Below are 15,572 nucleotides of genomic sequence, written 5' to 3'. Positions count from 1 at the left end.
GTTACAGTTGCTGAGGCATTGGTTCCAACAGCAGTGTTATTGGACCATGCAACATCATAATATAATGATGTTGCATGGTGTTGCCTGCCTTTACTACGATGGCAGGGCGAATTTCACTGCCGGTATAGGTATATGCTGCATTTGGATTTTCGAAAGCGATACTTGTGATCGCAGTCTTGCTGGCATCGTCAGCAAACGCCATACCCGGCATCATACAGAGTATCATCATGACAGACAGCATGATTGCTAATATCTTTTTCATAATCTCTCTTCCTTTCTGTGTCAGTACTTTTTTTCTTTGTATAGTACAAGCTGTTAGGCTTACTATAGATAAATACATTATATCATGGCTTGTACAAAAAAGATATAAGTTATTGGTAAGATTAAGAAACTTTAAGAAACATTACCGGTTTGTTTCAGGTGTTTAAAAAAAGCGAAGGTCGGATTTTCCGACCTTCGCTTAAAGGATAGCTGTATTTGAGTTATTATCCCAATTATTTAGCGACTCTGTAAGCCTTGTTGGACCAGTCAGAGTAGTATTTCACGCCATCAACAACTTTGTAAGCTCTTACTTTGTAGTAGTATCTGGTTCCCTTTTTCAGGGACTTGGTATTCTTGTAAGATTTCTTAGTGTTTTTGTCAGTGGTGTAGAATGCTTTGTTTGTGAATCCGCTGTTCTTCTTTACGGATCTGAATACTTCATATCCGTCAGCAGCAGCAACATCGCCTTTTACAGTCCATTTTACAGTGATGGAACCTTTTTTAGCGGTAGAGGATGCTGTAATCTTCAGGGATTCTACAGCTTTGATTTCATTTGCCTTCAGCTGTGCTTCAGCATAGAATAATTTGTCAGCATTTACAATCTGAGCTTTTGCATCATATGGTTCAGAAGCATCGGTGTATTCTTCAACAAATGCATCATAAGCAGCTCTTGCAGCTTCAATATCGGTTCTTGCAGCGTTTGCGGAAAGTGCCGCAATTTTTGCTTCTACATCAGCTTTTACAGCTGCTCTTACTGCTTTCTGATAGTTTTCTACAGTTGCAGCGATTGCGTTAACTGCAGTGTCTTTGGATAAATCGCCGTACATGTCTGTACCATACAGTGCATCCAGTGCGTCTGCAACAGCTTTTACAGCTGCTTTATCAGCTGTAGTAACCTTGCTCAGTGCAGGCAGTGCAGCAATCTGATCATTGAGTGCTTTGATTTCTAAAGCCTTTACTGCATTGATTGCTGCAGTCAGTCTACTTTCATTGGAAACAGTCTGACCCATCTCTTTTGCAGTTTCGACTAATTTATTTGCTGCTTCTACAGCTGCTTTATCAGTCAGTGCGATTCTGTTAGGAATGTCGTTTACAGCTTTTTCAGCAGCAGCTTTTGCATCCTTCTTTTCTTTTACGGAAGGAAGTGCGGCAGCCATTGCTTTTGCGTCAGCTAACAGTGCCTGGATTTCAGCAGTTGTTCTTGCGCCTTTTTCACCGTAGAAGTTAGCCAAATCATCAGTTGTGAATTCTCTATAAGCGTCGCTCCATTTATTCACATCGGCGTTTACCACCTGATCCATGTGAGCCTGTACTTTTTCAAGTTCTTTTGCATATCCTGCTAAGGCTTTAATTGCTGATTTTACTGCAGCAGCGTCTTTTACGTCAGAGATATCAACATCTTCGTTTTCAAGCACCTCTTTTACCTGCTTTTCGTTTGTGCAAGCATTGATTTTAGCAAGCTTTAACGCATATCTTGCTTTAATTTCTTCAGTCTCTTTATCATAGTAAGTTTTTTCTGCAAGTTTTGCGTCTCTTTCTGCCTCTACAGCAGCAACTGCTTTTGCCTTAATCCAAGCGATATCTTCGGTCTTGTTTTCAGCGCCAACGATTAAGTCGGTATCTTTTACGGTTTCGCCGGTGCGACCATAAAGCTTTGCTTTTGCAGCAGCAAGATTTTCGTCAATTTTAGCAGCGATGTACTTTAAGGAACCATCTTTTTCTACCTGCAGTTTGTAAGCTGCGGCAGCCTGCTCTAAAGCATTGTATTTTGCTACCAAATCACGGTTTGCAGTACCAGCTGTTAATGCAGTAACTGTAATCGGGGCAGTAGTAGCCAGGTCAATTTTGAACAGTTCTACTTCCAGATATGCGTCTTTTTCAGCAACTTTTGCATCGAAGTCTGCTTTTGTGTCAGTTCCTGCATTGTAAGCGTTTAATGCGTCTTTGTAGAATTCAGATGCATTTGCCTGCGCCTGTGCCTTTGCAGCTAATTTAGCAGCTTCTAAAGAAGCGTTATCGTTCTTTAAATCATCCTTTGTCTTAAATTCTGAACCAGCCAGTTTGTAAGTAAGGATGATTTCTACACCATCAAGACCTGTGTAGGAGTCAGCTTTCACAATGTTTTTAGTAGAAATCAAATCCTGCAATGCAACGATTTTTTCCTTTACTTTATCTGCAGTTAAATCTTCTACATCTAAAGTAATTTTCTTAGCGGAAGAAACCAGTTTATCTTTTTCCGCTTTTGCGGCTTTTGCATAAGAAACTGGGAATGCTTCAGTTGGATTCATGATATCATCTGTATACAGCGTTAAATCAATTTTGTCCAGCTCTGCTAATACTCTTGCCTGTTCGATTGGAAATACAAGTTTCAGAGTGTCCAGCAGATAAGCAGTCTGTCCGTTGGAAGTGACTAAAGCTGTAAATTCAGCAGTAGTATCAGCATCACCGACTTTCATATCCTTGTAGTCTTTGCTGTTTGCTTCAAGAACTGCTGTGTCGGCAAGGTCAGCTTTGATTGTAGCAATGTCTTTTGCATCAAGTGCTGTTTTCCCTGCTTCATCAGCGGCGCCATAAGCAACCTTTAACTGATAAGATGTAATCTCTAATACTTTTGCATAGTCACCATAAACCTGATTTGCGATTGTTTCGTAAACGGATTTAGGAATGGTAACTGTTCCTTTTGCTAAGTTTTCAGTGTATTCGTTTGCCAGTTTCTTTACTGTGTCGCTCTTTGCATTTTCCAGATCGTTCGCTAACTGTCTGGTTGCTTCTGTCAATTTCTGTTCGTAAGAAAGTCCAGTAGGTGTTGAACCTTCAACAGCATCAGCTGCAAAAACAGAGCCAACAGCACTGAAGCTATAAGTGAAGACAACTGACAATGCAAGAAGCACTGTTAAAAATTTCTTCATTTTAAGAATTCCTCCCTCTTTTTTGTTCTTTTTTAAGATTATAGTTATACGCCTTTGTGCGCAAAACTCATAAATGAAATGATAGTTCACAATGAGTATAACTCAAACACCCCAATCTTGGCAAGCATTTTTTCTACTTTTTGGAAAAAATATTCCCAAAAAAGGCTTTTGGGTTAAGGATAAAGCCTTTCGAATCAACGCACGACCGTGATTGTTTGTACTTGATTTACACAACACTATTTACGATTATTTCATTTGTCCACATTATAACACATCTCGTTTCGATTTCCAATAGTAAATTGTGGAATGCCAGCAATTTTTCTACTATATCATGTGCTCACTTACGCAGCTAAAATCGACAAAAACCGCTGATTTTAGCCATTTTCTCCATTTCATACTTCTATAATTTCCCTCAACATTACCAATAAATTTCTCTTTTTTTCTTGGTACTAAATTAAAAAGTGGGTTCAATCAGCTTGATTTTCCAATCTTTTTAGCGAAAATTTCTCCATTTTAGGCTCGCCTTTTTTTCTCTCTGCTGTACTCCCTTTCCTCTTCTATCAGACCGTCCTTCATTCTCTCCAAAGTATGAGGCATCTAATCGTCCATAATAGGTCAAATCGACCTATTATCCATTTTTTATTCCGCCCTATGTTATATCTATATATCTACCACGGATTTATCAACACAAAAAACGAAGGAGGAAAATTATGAACATGAACGATTTAAAGTTAGCTATGGGTGAACGTATACGTCTCGCTCGTGAAAGCAAGCACTTGTCCCGTGCGCAGCTCGCAGAGCTTGTTCACCTATCGACAAAATTTATTTCTGATATTGAAAACGGCGCAAAAGGAATGTCTCTTAAAAACTTTATACTGATAACGCAAGCTTTAGATACCTCAGCTGACTATCTGCTTTTCGGAAGTATGCAGTCGCCTCCCTCTGAACTGTGCAGTGAACCGAATCCCGACCAGAAATAAGCGTCAGCTTTTATGACCCGTTTAAAGAACTTACATTTGCTGCATCCCGCTTTCTTGCCAAAAGAGAAGACATCCCACAACACGCAAGATGTCTTCTCTTTCTTACAACATTATATATCTGGCTTCAGCAGATTACATCATGCCGCCCATGCCGCCGCCTGGCATTCCAGCCGGCATAGCCGGAGCGTCCTCTTTGATATCTACGATACCTGCTTCTGTAGTCAAAAGCATTGCGGAAGCAGATGCTGCATTCTGCAGTGCAGAACGAGTCACTTTTACAGGGTCTACGATACCTGCTTCAATCATATCTACATACTCTTCAGTAGCTGCATTAAATCCGTATCCAACCTTCTGCTTCTTAACCTCAGCAACAACTACGCTGCCTTCAAAGCCTGCGTTTTCGGCAATCTGTCTAACTGGCTCTTCCAGCGCTCTTTCGATAATCTTTGCACCGGTTCTTTCGTCGCCTTCCAATGTATCTACATACTTGGATACTGCGTCGATTGCACTGCAAAGCGCTACACCGCCGCCTGCAACAATACCTTCTTCTACTGCTGCCTTGGTTGCGTTCAGTGCGTCCTCGATTCTCAGCTTTCTTTCCTTCAGTTCAGTTTCTGTAGCTGCACCAACTTTGATTACAGCAACACCGCCGGACAGCTTAGCCAATCTTTCCTGGAGTTTTTCTTTATCAAATTCAGATTCAGTTTCCTCAATCTGCTTCTTAATGGAGTTGATTCTTGCTGTAATGTCAGCTTTTTCACCTGCACCATTTACGATAACAGTGGAGTCCTTGTCAACTTTAACAGTTGCAGCCTGACCCAGCATATCTAAAGTAGCTTCCTTTAGGTCATAACCAACTTCTTCGCTGATTACTACGCCTCCTGTCAGTACAGCGATATCTTCCATCATAGCCTTTCTTCTATCACCAAAGCCTGGTGCCTTAACAGCAACGCAGTCGATGGTTCCTCTCAGCTTGTTGAGTACCAGTGTAGTCAGTGCTTCACCTTCTACGTCTTCTGCAACGATTAAGAGCTTTCTTCCCATCTTAACAACCTGTTCCAAAAGCGGAAGCAATTCCTGAATATTGCTGATTTTCTTATCTGTTAACAGAATCAGTGGATTTTCCATCACTGCTTCCATCTTTTCTGTGTCGCTTACCATATATGCGGACAGGTAGCCTCTGTCGAACTGCATACCTTCTACTACGTCTAAAGTGGTGCCCAGTGACTTCGCTTCTTCAACAGTGATAACGCCGTCATTTCCGACTTTTTCCATAGCTTCTGCAATCAGTGCGCCGATATTTTCGTCAGCAGCAGAAACAGAAGCAACCTGTGCGATACTTTCCTTGGTTTCTACTTTCTTAGAAATTGTAGCAATTTTTTCTACAGCAGTTTCTACTGCACCCTGAATACCTCTCTTCAGAACCATAGGGTTTGCGCCTGCTGCTACATTCTTAAATCCTTCTTTAATAATGATCTGTGCCAGCAGTGTTGCAGTAGTAGTTCCGTCACCTGCAACGTCATTGGTCTTGGTTGCAACTTCTTTAACAAGCTGTGCACCCATATTTTCTACTGCATCTTCCAGTTCAATTTCTCTTGCGATAGTCACACCGTCGTTGGTGATCAGCGGAGAACCGAAAGATTTATTAATCAGGACATTTCTACCCTTAGGTCCCAGTGTAATCTTTACAGTATCTGCCAATTTATCCACGCCAGCCTGCAGTTTTCTTCTGGCGTCTTCTCCATAATATAAATCTTTTGCCATTTTACTTTACCTCCTAAACAAAAATTATTCTACTGTTGCCAGAATGTCTGCCTGGCTCATGATAGTATATTCCTCACCGTCATATTTAATTTCAGTGCCAGCATACTTGGAGAATACAACCTTATCTCCTGCCTTTACTTCCATCGGTTCGTCCTTGGTTCCAGGACCTACAGCTACGACTTCTGCCATCTGCGGTTTTTCCTTTGCTGCGCTGGCAAGAATGATGCCGCCCTGTGTTTTCTCTTCGGCTTCTAACTTCTTAATCACAACTCTGCTGCCCAGCGGCTTGATTCCAAAACTCATTTTCTCTACCTCCTGATATATATTTATTTAATTTTTATTCGACTCGTTATTAGCACTCAATCAAAACGAGTGCTAATCACTTTCTTTATTGTAGGTCTTTCTGTCCTCAATGTCAATATATTTTCCAAATTTTTTTATGTGTTTTTAGTGAAATTTTCCTTTACTCTCTCCGATTCTATTTTGGTCCGATATTTCCAAAATATGCACAAAAGCTCTTCCATATACTATATCCTATAAAAGGTGCCTCTCACGTAAATATAAGGAAGCGTTCTTTCTTCTCGAAAGAACGCTTCTCTGGAACAATTATGAGAGCTTTATCTCACTTCTGCCTTACGAAAGGCTTCTATAAAATTCGCAATATAATCTGCCACTTTCGTGAGCATTTCCACGCCCCATTGCTGCGTAGCTTCTTTTGGATCATCCGGACCAATCCAGCCATTAGACGTGTACTTTGTAACATCTCGAGGTACGGGAATACCAATGCCGCCAAATTCTATTCTATCAAATCCCATAGTTGGAAAATCTGCACCCAAATCATCAATCAGTTCCTGCCCACGCATATGGTCAAAATACACCAGATTCGGATTGATTGCCAGCATTGCCGCTGTTTCCTCTCCACCACCGTGGCCGCCTGCCCACGCAGCATTGAGCTGGCCTGCCATAATCCACCAGTTCAACTGCACACCAAGCGCCCCTTTGCGGCTTAATTCAATGCACACGCGATTTAAAGTCGGGATATTGCCGCCATGACCGTTGAGGAACAAAATTTTCTTTGCTCCATGCGCTAGCAATCCATCGGTAATACGTGTCAGCAGCTGATACATACAGTCTTCGCCCAAGGACACAGTGCCCGAGAAACTAGTCATATCCTCACATACACCATAAGGGATTCCCGGTGCAGCAGCTATTTCAACCCGTTCCTCTATCATAGACAGTAATTTTTCCGGAATCATAGTGTCAACTCCCAGTACATTGTGGCTGCCATGGCTTTCCAAACATCCAATCGTCAAAATCACCATGTCATTTTTCTGAAAGTAAGACTCCGTTTGCCAATATGTCATTTCCGCAAGTCTCATTATTCTGTTACCTCAACATTACGCAAGCGATGGTATCCATTAGGATCCGGCGCAAAGCCGCTTACTTTCTTTGAAGCGCCCACATTGACACTCTCATAGTACAGCGGTGCATACGGTGACAAGTCTCCCAGCAATTCTTCCAGCTGATCATAATACTCTTGTCTTTTTTCCGGTTCAGCAGTTTCTCTTGCTGCAATGACCAACTTATCTACATCTTTATTTTTCAGGAAAGCATCGTTTCCAGGATAACCTGTCTGTGTAGAGTGCAGCAGTGAATAATAAGTATAGTCAGCATCACCTGTTACGCATACCCAACCTGCAAATGAAAGTTCATGTGAGCCAGTGCCCAGCTCGTCAAGCCATGTACCAAATTCCTTTGTTTGAATGCTTACTTCAATACCAATCTCCTTCAGCTGGCTCTGAATAACCTGACATATTTCATTTTTTACAGAATCATCTGTTACTGACAGAGTACAGGAGAATCCAGCGGAGAAACCAAAGGTACTTGGCGGAATAACAGAATCTGCAGGCTCTCCCGCACCATACAGCATGGTTTCTACGATAGCTTCCTTGTCAATGGCATATCTGATTGCCTGTCTGACTCTCTCGTCAGCAAACTTCTCGTTGGTTTCGTTAATAGTCAGATAGGAAACACTCTGAGAAGGACCTTTGAACATCTGCAGGTTCTCATCTTCTTCTACACGCTTAGAATCATTAGCGGAAACGTTGTAAGCCAGATCTGCCTCACCAGTTTCAATCGCAATAACTCTCTGAGAGGCTTCCGGCACTACTTTCATAACCAGGTTCTGTGTCTTCGGTGCTCCCTGGAAGTAGTCAGAATTTGCCTCCAATTTGGCGTACTCGCCCTGTTTCCATTCTACGAACTTGTACGCGCCGGTGCCAATCGGGTTCAGCGCAAATGCATCCTCATCTGCTTCTACTGCATGCTGCGGCACGATAGCGGTAAAAGGTACAGTCAGTGCAGATAGCAACGGAGAATACGGTTCCTTCGTCTTCACGATTACAGTATAGTCATCCTTTTTCTCAACTTCACTGATTGCGTCTACAACATAGGAAACATAGTTGGATTCTCTGGCTCTATTCAGAGAAAATACTACATCGTCTGCCGTCATAGCCTCACCATCGTGAAACTTCACATCCTGGCGCAGCTTGAATTCATAAGTTCTCTCATCCAGCTGTTCAAAGCTCTCTGCAAGCAGAGGCGCCGGTTCGTTGTTCTCGTCCATAGTTAACAGTGTGTCAAAAATCTGACTTGTTACAGTAACCGCCGGTGTTTCTTTGCCTACATGTGGATCCAGAGATGTGACGTCTGCAGCTTGTACCCAGGTCAAGGTGTCTTTCGCTGCACCGCCGGACTCTTCGCCGCCACCGCCGCAGGCTGCTGCTGTCAGTGCAAGACATAGCACCAGCACTAAGGTTAATACTTTTTTCATTCTAAACTTCCTCCTTCAGATTATTTATTTCGTGAACGCGTACACAGGCAGTAAAATGACCGGGTTCGCTTTCCACCAAAGGGATGTCCTGACCAAAGCAGGCTTCTGTCGCATAATTGCACCTTCCCGCAAAGCGGCAGCCAGGTTTCGGTTCAATCGGTGAACTGATTTCACCTTTCAAAATAATTCTTTCCATCTGTATGTCTGGATCCGGAACCGGAATCGCAGACAGAAGGGCCTTAGTATATGGATGTAGCGGTTTTGAGAAGAGCTGCTTCACATCGCAGTATTCCACCACCGTTCCTAAATACATTACCATGATTTTATCTGCTAAATGTTTGACAACAGATAAATCATGTGTGATAAACATATACGTCAAACCCATATCACGCTGCAAATCCTGCATCAAATTCAGAATCTGTGCCTGGATAGAAACATCCAAAGCCGAAACAGGCTCATCACAAACGATAAATTGCGGATTCAGTGACAAAGCTCTGGCAATACCGATACGCTGCCTTCTTCCGCCATCCAGTTCGTGTGGATAAGAATTAACAAAACGCTGCGCCAGACCTACCAAATCCATCATTTCGCGAACCTTTTGCTCCAAGGCTGCTTTGTCATTCTTTTTAATCACACCCTGAATCGTCAAAGGTAATGCAATCGACTGACTTACCGTCATACGAGGATTTAAAGAGGAGAATGGGTCCTGAAAAATCAGCTGCATGTCCTTCTTCAGTTCCTTCATCTCATTCTTGTTGTACTTTAGAATATTTTTTCCGTGAAACAGCACTTCTCCCGATGTTGGCTCATGTAAACGCAAAACCGCTCTGCCAAGAGTGGATTTTCCACAGCCTGACTCTCCAACAACTCCCAGCGTCTCTCCTTTTGCAATATCAAAAGTCACATCATCTACTGCATGAAGCTGCCCGGCCGGCGTTGCAAAATACTTCTTCAGGTGCTTGACTTCAAGTAATTTTTCTTTACTCATCTCATCACGCTCCTTTCCATGCGTCTTTTTCTGCGCCAAAGCGATGACAGCAAACACTGTGTCCTGGCGTTAATTCCACAGACTCCGGTGTCTTACAAGCACATACGTCTTTAGCATATTTACATCTTGGATGGAATCTGCAGCCCTCTGGTAAATTGGCTGGATCTGGCATCAGTCCTTCAATCGGCTGCAGCCGGTCTGTGTCCTCATTCAGCTTCGGAATCGAATCAAACAGCCCTTCCGTATAAGGATGCACCCCATTTTTAAACACATCGCGCAAGGTTCCCTGTTCTACAATCTCTCCAGCATACATGATTGCTACATATTCACAGTTTTGCGCTACTACTCCTAAATCGTGTGTGATAAGAAGCATGGATGTGCCCAGCTTACTTCTCAAATTCTTAATCAGATCCAGTACCTGCGCCTGTATCGTCACATCCAGTGCTGTAGTGGGTTCATCTGCTACCAGTAAATTCGGATTGCATGCCAGTGCTATGGCAATCACAACCCTTTGTTTCATTCCGCCAGAAAACTGATGCGGATATTCCTCTGCACGACTAGGATCAATACCAACCAGCGCTAACATTTCTCGCATTTTTTGATCCGCCTCTTCAGCAGATACTTTTTCATGTACAGCAATTACCTCTGAAATCTGTTTCCCCACAGTCATGACAGGATTCAACGCTGTCATCGGATCCTGAAAGATCATAGAAATTTCGTTTCCTCTAATCTTATACATATCCTCTTCACTAATCTCAGTAAGATTTTTCCCGTGATACAGAATTTCTCCGCCCACAATCCGACCCGGCGGCCACTGTATCAGTCGCAGGATAGCTTTCGCCAACGTTGTCTTTCCTGCACCAGTCTCTCCAACAAGTCCAACTGCAGCTCCCTGCGGTATATTCAGATTGACAGAATTAACTGCTCTTATGATGCCATCCTCGGTTTCATACCGTACAATCAAATCTTTGATTTCTAAAATATTATCCATAAACTTTTCTTCCTTACGTTAATTCTTCAGTTTCGGATCCAATGCGTCGCGCAGACCGTCTCCAATGATATTCAAAGCCAAAATTGTAACCAAAATCACCAGCCCTGGAAATACTGTGATATGCCATGCGTCTCTGATATAACCCCTGGCATTGGTAAGCATTGCACCCCACTCAGGAAGTGGCGGCTGAATGCCTAGCCCTAAGAATGATAAGCCTGCAATAGACAGAATCGCACCAGCAATCGCCATAGTCACCTCAACAATCAATGGCGCCATAGCATTAGGCAAAATTTGCTGGAAGATGATCTTTCTGTCCGATGCACCCACTGCCTTTGCTGCTTCAATAAATTCTCTTTCTCGAATTGTCATTACAGATGCTCTCGTAATGCGGGCAAATTCTGGTACATATCCAATCGCAATAGATATCAATACGTTGACTAATCCTGGTCCCAATGCTGCTACGATAGCAATTGCCAGCAGCATATAAGGCAGAGAAAGCACAACGTCCATCAGACGCATGATTACATTATCCACACGTCCTCCATAATAGCCTGCTACCGCACCGATAACAATTCCTACGATACCAGCTGCAAGAACTGCAGCAATACTCATAAATAAAGAGTATCTGGTTCCCCATAAAATACGCAGAAGGATATCTCGTCCGAACTCATCCAGCCCCAGGATATGTGAACTGCTTGGCGGTTCAAACCGCTGCGTCAGGTTTTGACTGATTACCAGTGTATCGTAGATGGAGTCGTTGGTGACCCAGTCAATCACTAAAGTGATAATTCCAATTAACGCCAGACATAGAAGAAAAATCAAACTGATAACGGCCATCTTGTTCTTCTTGAATCGTCTCCAGGCATCCGCCCACAAAGTTCTGGCTTTTACTGTGCCGCTATTGTTTTGCAAAACGTTTTCCAAGTCTTTTTCCTCCTCCCACGCTCTTGTATTGTGCTTTAATTCTTGGATCAACAAATGCGTACAGAATGTCCACCAGCAAATTGACCACAGAATACATCAGCGCCAGGAACATTGCAGATCCTAATACCATAGGCATGTCCTTGGCTTTGATAGATTCTACCATGAATCGTCCCAGTCCCGGCCACGAAAAGATGGTTTCTGTCAGTGCTGCACCGCCAAGCAACATACCAAACTGCAGTCCAATCACTGTTACGATTGGAATCAGTGCATTTTTGAACATATGATTTTTCGTAATATATCCTTCCTTCAGACCTTTAGATCGCGCCGTATCTATGTAATCCTGCCGCATGGATTCCAGCATGCTGGAACGTGTCATACGCATAATGCTGGCTGCACAGCCTGTCCCAAGAGTCAGCGCCGGGAGAATTAAACTCGGCAGCAGCGCCATCCCTTCTCCCATACCTGATGCCGGAAGCCAGCCCAAGCTCAGTGAGAAAAACATAACCAACAGAAGACCCAGCCAAAAGTTCGGCATGGCTACACCGATTAATCCTAATACAGTAGCGATATTATCTACCCACGTATATTGCTTTTTCGCTGATAAAATGCCAATTGGAACACCTATCAGAATCGCTACAAGAATACCGGCAATAGATAGAATCACCGTATTGGGAAAGTACCCCAGTACCTGCGGCAATACTTCCAGCTGGCTCTTCCAAGAAGTCCCAAAATCGCCTTTTAGTGCGTCAGTCATATAATCGAAATAACGCACAAACAGATTATGGTCCAGCCCTAACTCTTCTCGCATCGCCTGAACTGCTGACTCAGATGCCTGCTGTCCCAGTATCATACGAGTCGGATCACCTGGAGAAACAGCCAGGATGAAAAATACCAGAAATGATACACCGATTAATACCGGTATCATCATCAGTAATCGTTTCAAGACATATTTGTACACGTTTTATTCCTCCTCCTTATATAAAGGAATTTGCTCAAAAGTTCCTTTAACCAGAAGCTTTTTATTCTGCATCATCAATCTGCCTTTCGCCATAACAGTATCGATCTGCAAGTCCTCATCCAAAAGCACCAAATCTGCATCACTCTCCGGATGTAAACAACCCTTTCTCGGATAAAGTTCCAAGGCTTTAGCTACATTGCTCGTAATCAGCTGAATTGCTTCCTCCATCGGTACTTTGAAATCGACAACCAAATTTCGAATAATTTCATACAACGGTTCCATACCGCCGATCATTACATCTACTACTGCGTCCTTTGCCTCATTCCATACTGGAATACTTCCTCCGGCATCAGAGCTGACAGTCAGTCTTTCGATTCCCATTTCCTGCACGACCTCATAGAGTTCGTCTGTTTTAGATGGCTCAGTCGTAAAATCTGCCCAGCCTCCCATTGCCATAAATCGCTTTGCTGCCTCGGTGTGACAGTCCATATGCGTTGGACGAAAATGTTTGATTGGAATCTGCTGCTCATCGCATATTTCTATAATGTCATCCAGCGTTCTGCCGATTCCGCCTACGTGAAGGTGCAGCACGCCTGGTTTTCCCGACACCAAAGAAGCCATACGTATATCCGATGTCAGCCGCGTCAGCTCTTCCTTTGTCGGTCGAGATGCCCGGTGATCCGATATCGCCAATTTACATCCTAGAATTTCATCGATATAGACAATATCCTTTGCTACCGATCCGGTTACAGTTACAGGCGGATAGATATAAGCCCCTGTCAAGCAGTAAGCGCTAATTCCCTCTTGCTTTAATGACTTTGTTTTTGCCAGCAAGTTTTCCACGCTGCGCGTAAAGCTATCGGTTCCCAGCAGTCCCACTACAGTAGTAACCCCTGCTTTGATAATAGATGACAGCGGAAGTTCCGGTATACGCGATTGAAATCCGCCTTCCCCGCCGCCGCCAGTCACGTGAACATGCTGGTCAATGAATCCCGGAACTGCTGTTTTACCCGTACCGTCAATCTCCTTAATACCAGGAATTGCAGGCTGCAAGTCCTTGCCTACAGCTACAATCTGCTCCCCCGAAATCAAAAGATTGCAAGTGCCTCTCAGCATAGGATCATACAGTGTTACATTTTTAATTAGATACATGTACAAACCTCCTTCAAGTTATAATTATTTTATTCATTTCCTTTGTCATTGAAGTAGTATTCATTGTCAAAGGCTGGAATCGTTGATGTCTTGAAAAAGTCTTCAATCAACTTCACTTTACTGTTATAGGCTTCAAATACCTGCTTATTCTGCAAGATATACAACGAAGCGATAATGTCAGCCATAGCCGCCATAGATGCAATAGAATTATGAAAAATCATACTGTCAGAGCTGCACAGCAATGTGTGCCTTGCGTTGCGTACGATTGGAGAGGACAGCTTATCTGTCATTGCAAGCACCACTGCATTCTCCCTTCTCAAATAATCTGAAATCGCCACTGTCTGTGCTGAATAAAACGGAAGTGTAATCAGTATGAATACATCATTTTCGTCAAATCTGGTCAACGCATCCAAGACTTCTGCATAGTCAGCAACATTCACAAGCCGCGTCAGCGCACCCGTATCCCGCAGTTTATGCTGAAGACTTCCAGCGATGGTCAGCGATGCTGCATGACCGCAAATATAAATATTCTCTGCCTGACTCAAGGCATCTACAAATTCAAAAAGAGCATTGACATCTACGCCATCCATCGTTGCCTGCATCAACTGCAATTGGCTTTGCTGTAAACCAGTCAGGGTTACCTTGTCCGCAGCGTAACGTTTAGAAGAGGTTTCCAGCTTATTATTCCATCGCATTCTATCCTGCAAGTAGCCATGCATTGCCTTCTTCAGTCCTGAAAAAGTTTCCGCTTTCGTCTTCTTGCAAAAATTCAAAATCGTAGTCTCCGTAACTCCGATTTCGTCGGATAGCTTTTTCAGTGGTAAAAAACAGACCGCATCTGGATTATCTAAAATGTATTTCGCTATTCTTTTCTGCGTTCTGGTTAAGTCCGGCATCAAATCTTGTATTTCTTTCAATATATCCATAAGCCATTTCTCTCTTTCCTTCATACTGTGTATCCCTAAAGATCCATCAGCAGAGGTGTTTCTTCTATAAACTCTGCTTTTAGCCCCCGCTCTTCAAAGAATCTGCAGACTGACTTCAATGCAAATTTTTCTGTGGAATAATGTCCTGCCGCCAAAATACTGACACCTTGCTGCCTTGCCGCTTCATGAGATGGTGCAAACCAATCGGCTTCCTTTGTGCCTACGCCGGTAACAAAAAGACGCACACCTGCTTTTCTCAGTTTTTCATAGATGTCCGCTCCCTCACAGCCGCCAGCAACTAACGCGATCTTTCCATCCTGCAAGTTTTCTTCGCCATATTGATACAAGCGGCATTTATGCTCCACCACTAATTCTGTCTTGTCAAGAACCTGCTGTACAGTCTGAAAAGGTCCTGTACAAATCACGCCCATCATAGCGCCGCCCTCTTCAAAAAAACTTGAGTAAGGTGTCAATTCCATTTCTCCTGCCAAAGCAATACCCGGTGCATACGGTCCTAGCTGATCCAAAGGCAAGTGCATGCTATAGTGGCTAATGCGGTTTTCCTTCATATAGTGCTTATCCCTATCTGAAAAATATACCGGCGGCTCACTTTCAGGATGCTGTGCACCCGGATGATGTGTAAACAGCAGGCAGTCATGCGCTCCCTGTCGGCGGAGTTTTCCTAATACTTCCTCGCTTGAAAAAGTCGCAGTATAAACTTTGTCGATTACCTGCGCATTACTCAGCAGCAGCCCATTGGGCGCTAAATCGGTATACCGGCCCGGCTGAAAAAATTCGTCAAGCATTCGGCAAATGTCCTTTTCGTGAATATTAACAGTATTTTCTGAAATCATAGCATAAACTCCATTTACTACATTTTTTAATG

14 protein-coding genes are annotated in these 15,572 nt (G+C 43.2%); 1 reads left to right on the top strand and 13 read right to left on the bottom strand.

What is annotated here, in order from left to right; translation table 11 throughout:
- Position 1: 1 nt before the first annotated feature.
- Both NFR88_RS12365 and NFR88_RS12360 read right to left on the bottom strand, forming a co-directional pair.
- Positions 2–262, bottom strand: coding sequence for a hypothetical protein (locus tag NFR88_RS12365; RefSeq protein WP_251616359.1), 261 nt, complete (start codon positions 260–262; stop codon positions 2–4).
- A 232-nt stretch (positions 263–494) separates the two neighbouring features.
- The gene (locus NFR88_RS12360) at positions 495–3,170 is read right to left on the bottom strand and encodes a fibronectin type III domain-containing protein (RefSeq protein WP_251616358.1); all 2,676 of its coding nucleotides are present in this window, start codon (positions 3,168–3,170) and stop codon (positions 495–497) included.
- A gap of 710 nt (positions 3,171–3,880) precedes the next feature.
- Between NFR88_RS12360 and NFR88_RS12355 the strand changes: the two genes are divergently transcribed.
- On the top strand, positions 3,881–4,150 hold the full coding sequence (locus tag NFR88_RS12355) for a helix-turn-helix domain-containing protein (RefSeq protein ID WP_251616353.1): 270 nt from the start codon (positions 3,881–3,883) through the stop codon (positions 4,148–4,150).
- A gap of 132 nt (positions 4,151–4,282) precedes the next feature.
- On the opposite strand, the gene groL is transcribed toward NFR88_RS12355, so the two are convergent.
- The 11 genes from groL to NFR88_RS12300 form a co-directional block, all read right to left on the bottom strand.
- Entirely contained in the window at positions 4,283–5,914 is a 1,632-nt protein-coding gene (groL, locus tag NFR88_RS12350; protein WP_160203176.1) for a chaperonin GroEL, read from the bottom strand.
- A 24-nt stretch (positions 5,915–5,938) separates the two neighbouring features.
- The gene (locus NFR88_RS12345; protein ID WP_160203175.1) at positions 5,939–6,217 is read right to left on the bottom strand and encodes a co-chaperone GroES; all 279 of its coding nucleotides are present in this window, start codon (positions 6,215–6,217) and stop codon (positions 5,939–5,941) included.
- 314 nt (positions 6,218–6,531) lie between these two features.
- Entirely contained in the window at positions 6,532–7,278 is a 747-nt protein-coding gene (locus NFR88_RS12340; RefSeq protein ID WP_161909487.1) for a creatininase family protein, read from the bottom strand.
- 14 nt (positions 7,279–7,292) lie between these two features.
- Positions 7,293–8,747 carry an ABC transporter substrate-binding protein gene (locus tag NFR88_RS12335; protein ID WP_251616351.1) on the bottom strand — a complete coding sequence of 485 codons (1,455 nt, stop codon included), beginning with the start codon at positions 8,745–8,747 and terminating at the stop codon, positions 7,293–7,295.
- A 1-nt stretch (position 8,748) separates the two neighbouring features.
- Entirely contained in the window at positions 8,749–9,735 is a 987-nt protein-coding gene (locus NFR88_RS12330) for an ABC transporter ATP-binding protein (RefSeq protein ID WP_160203172.1), read from the bottom strand.
- Positions 9,736–9,739: 4 nt separating this feature from the next.
- Entirely contained in the window at positions 9,740–10,726 is a 987-nt protein-coding gene (locus NFR88_RS12325) for an ABC transporter ATP-binding protein (RefSeq protein ID WP_160203171.1), read from the bottom strand.
- Positions 10,727–10,744: 18 nt separating this feature from the next.
- Positions 10,745–11,650, bottom strand: a complete 906-nt coding sequence (locus tag NFR88_RS12320; protein ID WP_243151117.1) for an ABC transporter permease — start codon at positions 11,648–11,650, stop codon at positions 10,745–10,747.
- Entirely contained in the window at positions 11,625–12,608 is a 984-nt protein-coding gene (locus NFR88_RS12315) for an ABC transporter permease (RefSeq protein WP_160203170.1), read from the bottom strand. The genes NFR88_RS12320 and NFR88_RS12315 overlap by 26 nt, the downstream gene beginning before the upstream one ends.
- Before the next feature lie 3 nt (positions 12,609–12,611).
- Complete coding sequence (gene iadA / locus NFR88_RS12310; protein ID WP_160203169.1) at positions 12,612–13,760, bottom strand: beta-aspartyl-peptidase; 1,149 nt, start codon at positions 13,758–13,760, stop codon at positions 12,612–12,614.
- 29 nt (positions 13,761–13,789) lie between these two features.
- Positions 13,790–14,686 (bottom strand): MurR/RpiR family transcriptional regulator, encoded by an 897-nt coding sequence (locus tag NFR88_RS12305; protein WP_160203168.1) that lies wholly within the window; start codon positions 14,684–14,686, stop codon positions 13,790–13,792.
- Between the two features lie 35 nt (positions 14,687–14,721).
- The gene (locus NFR88_RS12300) at positions 14,722–15,540 is read right to left on the bottom strand and encodes a Nif3-like dinuclear metal center hexameric protein (protein WP_160203167.1); all 819 of its coding nucleotides are present in this window, start codon (positions 15,538–15,540) and stop codon (positions 14,722–14,724) included.
- Positions 15,541–15,572: the final 32 nt, after the last annotated feature.

This window comes from Senimuribacter intestinalis, from assembly GCF_943192965.1.
In the GTDB taxonomy this organism is placed as follows: domain Bacteria; phylum Bacillota; class Clostridia; order Peptostreptococcales; family Anaerovoracaceae; genus Senimuribacter; species Senimuribacter intestinalis.
Note: the sequence above shows the minus strand (reverse complement) of the source record. Positions and strands in the feature narration are given on the sequence as shown.

Coding starts and splice junctions, on each gene's coding strand:
- NFR88_RS12365 (WP_251616359.1), bottom strand. CDS start 262: ATGAAAAAGATATTAGCAATCATGCTGTCTGTCATGATGATACTCTGT.
- NFR88_RS12360 (WP_251616358.1), bottom strand. CDS start 3,170: ATGAAGAAATTTTTAACAGTGCTTCTTGCATTGTCAGTTGTCTTCACT.
- NFR88_RS12355 (WP_251616353.1), top strand. CDS start 3,881: ATGAACATGAACGATTTAAAGTTAGCTATGGGTGAACGTATACGTCTC.
- groL (WP_160203176.1), bottom strand. CDS start 5,914: ATGGCAAAAGATTTATATTATGGAGAAGACGCCAGAAGAAAACTGCAG.
- NFR88_RS12345 (WP_160203175.1), bottom strand. CDS start 6,217: ATGAGTTTTGGAATCAAGCCGCTGGGCAGCAGAGTTGTGATTAAGAAG.
- NFR88_RS12340 (WP_161909487.1), bottom strand. CDS start 7,278: ATGACATATTGGCAAACGGAGTCTTACTTTCAGAAAAATGACATGGTG.
- NFR88_RS12335 (WP_251616351.1), bottom strand. CDS start 8,747: ATGAAAAAAGTATTAACCTTAGTGCTGGTGCTATGTCTTGCACTGACA.
- NFR88_RS12330 (WP_160203172.1), bottom strand. CDS start 9,735: ATGAGTAAAGAAAAATTACTTGAAGTCAAGCACCTGAAGAAGTATTTT.
- NFR88_RS12325 (WP_160203171.1), bottom strand. CDS start 10,726: ATGGATAATATTTTAGAAATCAAAGATTTGATTGTACGGTATGAAACC.
- iadA (WP_160203169.1), bottom strand. CDS start 13,760: ATGTATCTAATTAAAAATGTAACACTGTATGATCCTATGCTGAGAGGC.
- NFR88_RS12305 (WP_160203168.1), bottom strand. CDS start 14,686: ATGGATATATTGAAAGAAATACAAGATTTGATGCCGGACTTAACCAGA.
- NFR88_RS12300 (WP_160203167.1), bottom strand. CDS start 15,540: ATGATTTCAGAAAATACTGTTAATATTCACGAAAAGGACATTTGCCGA.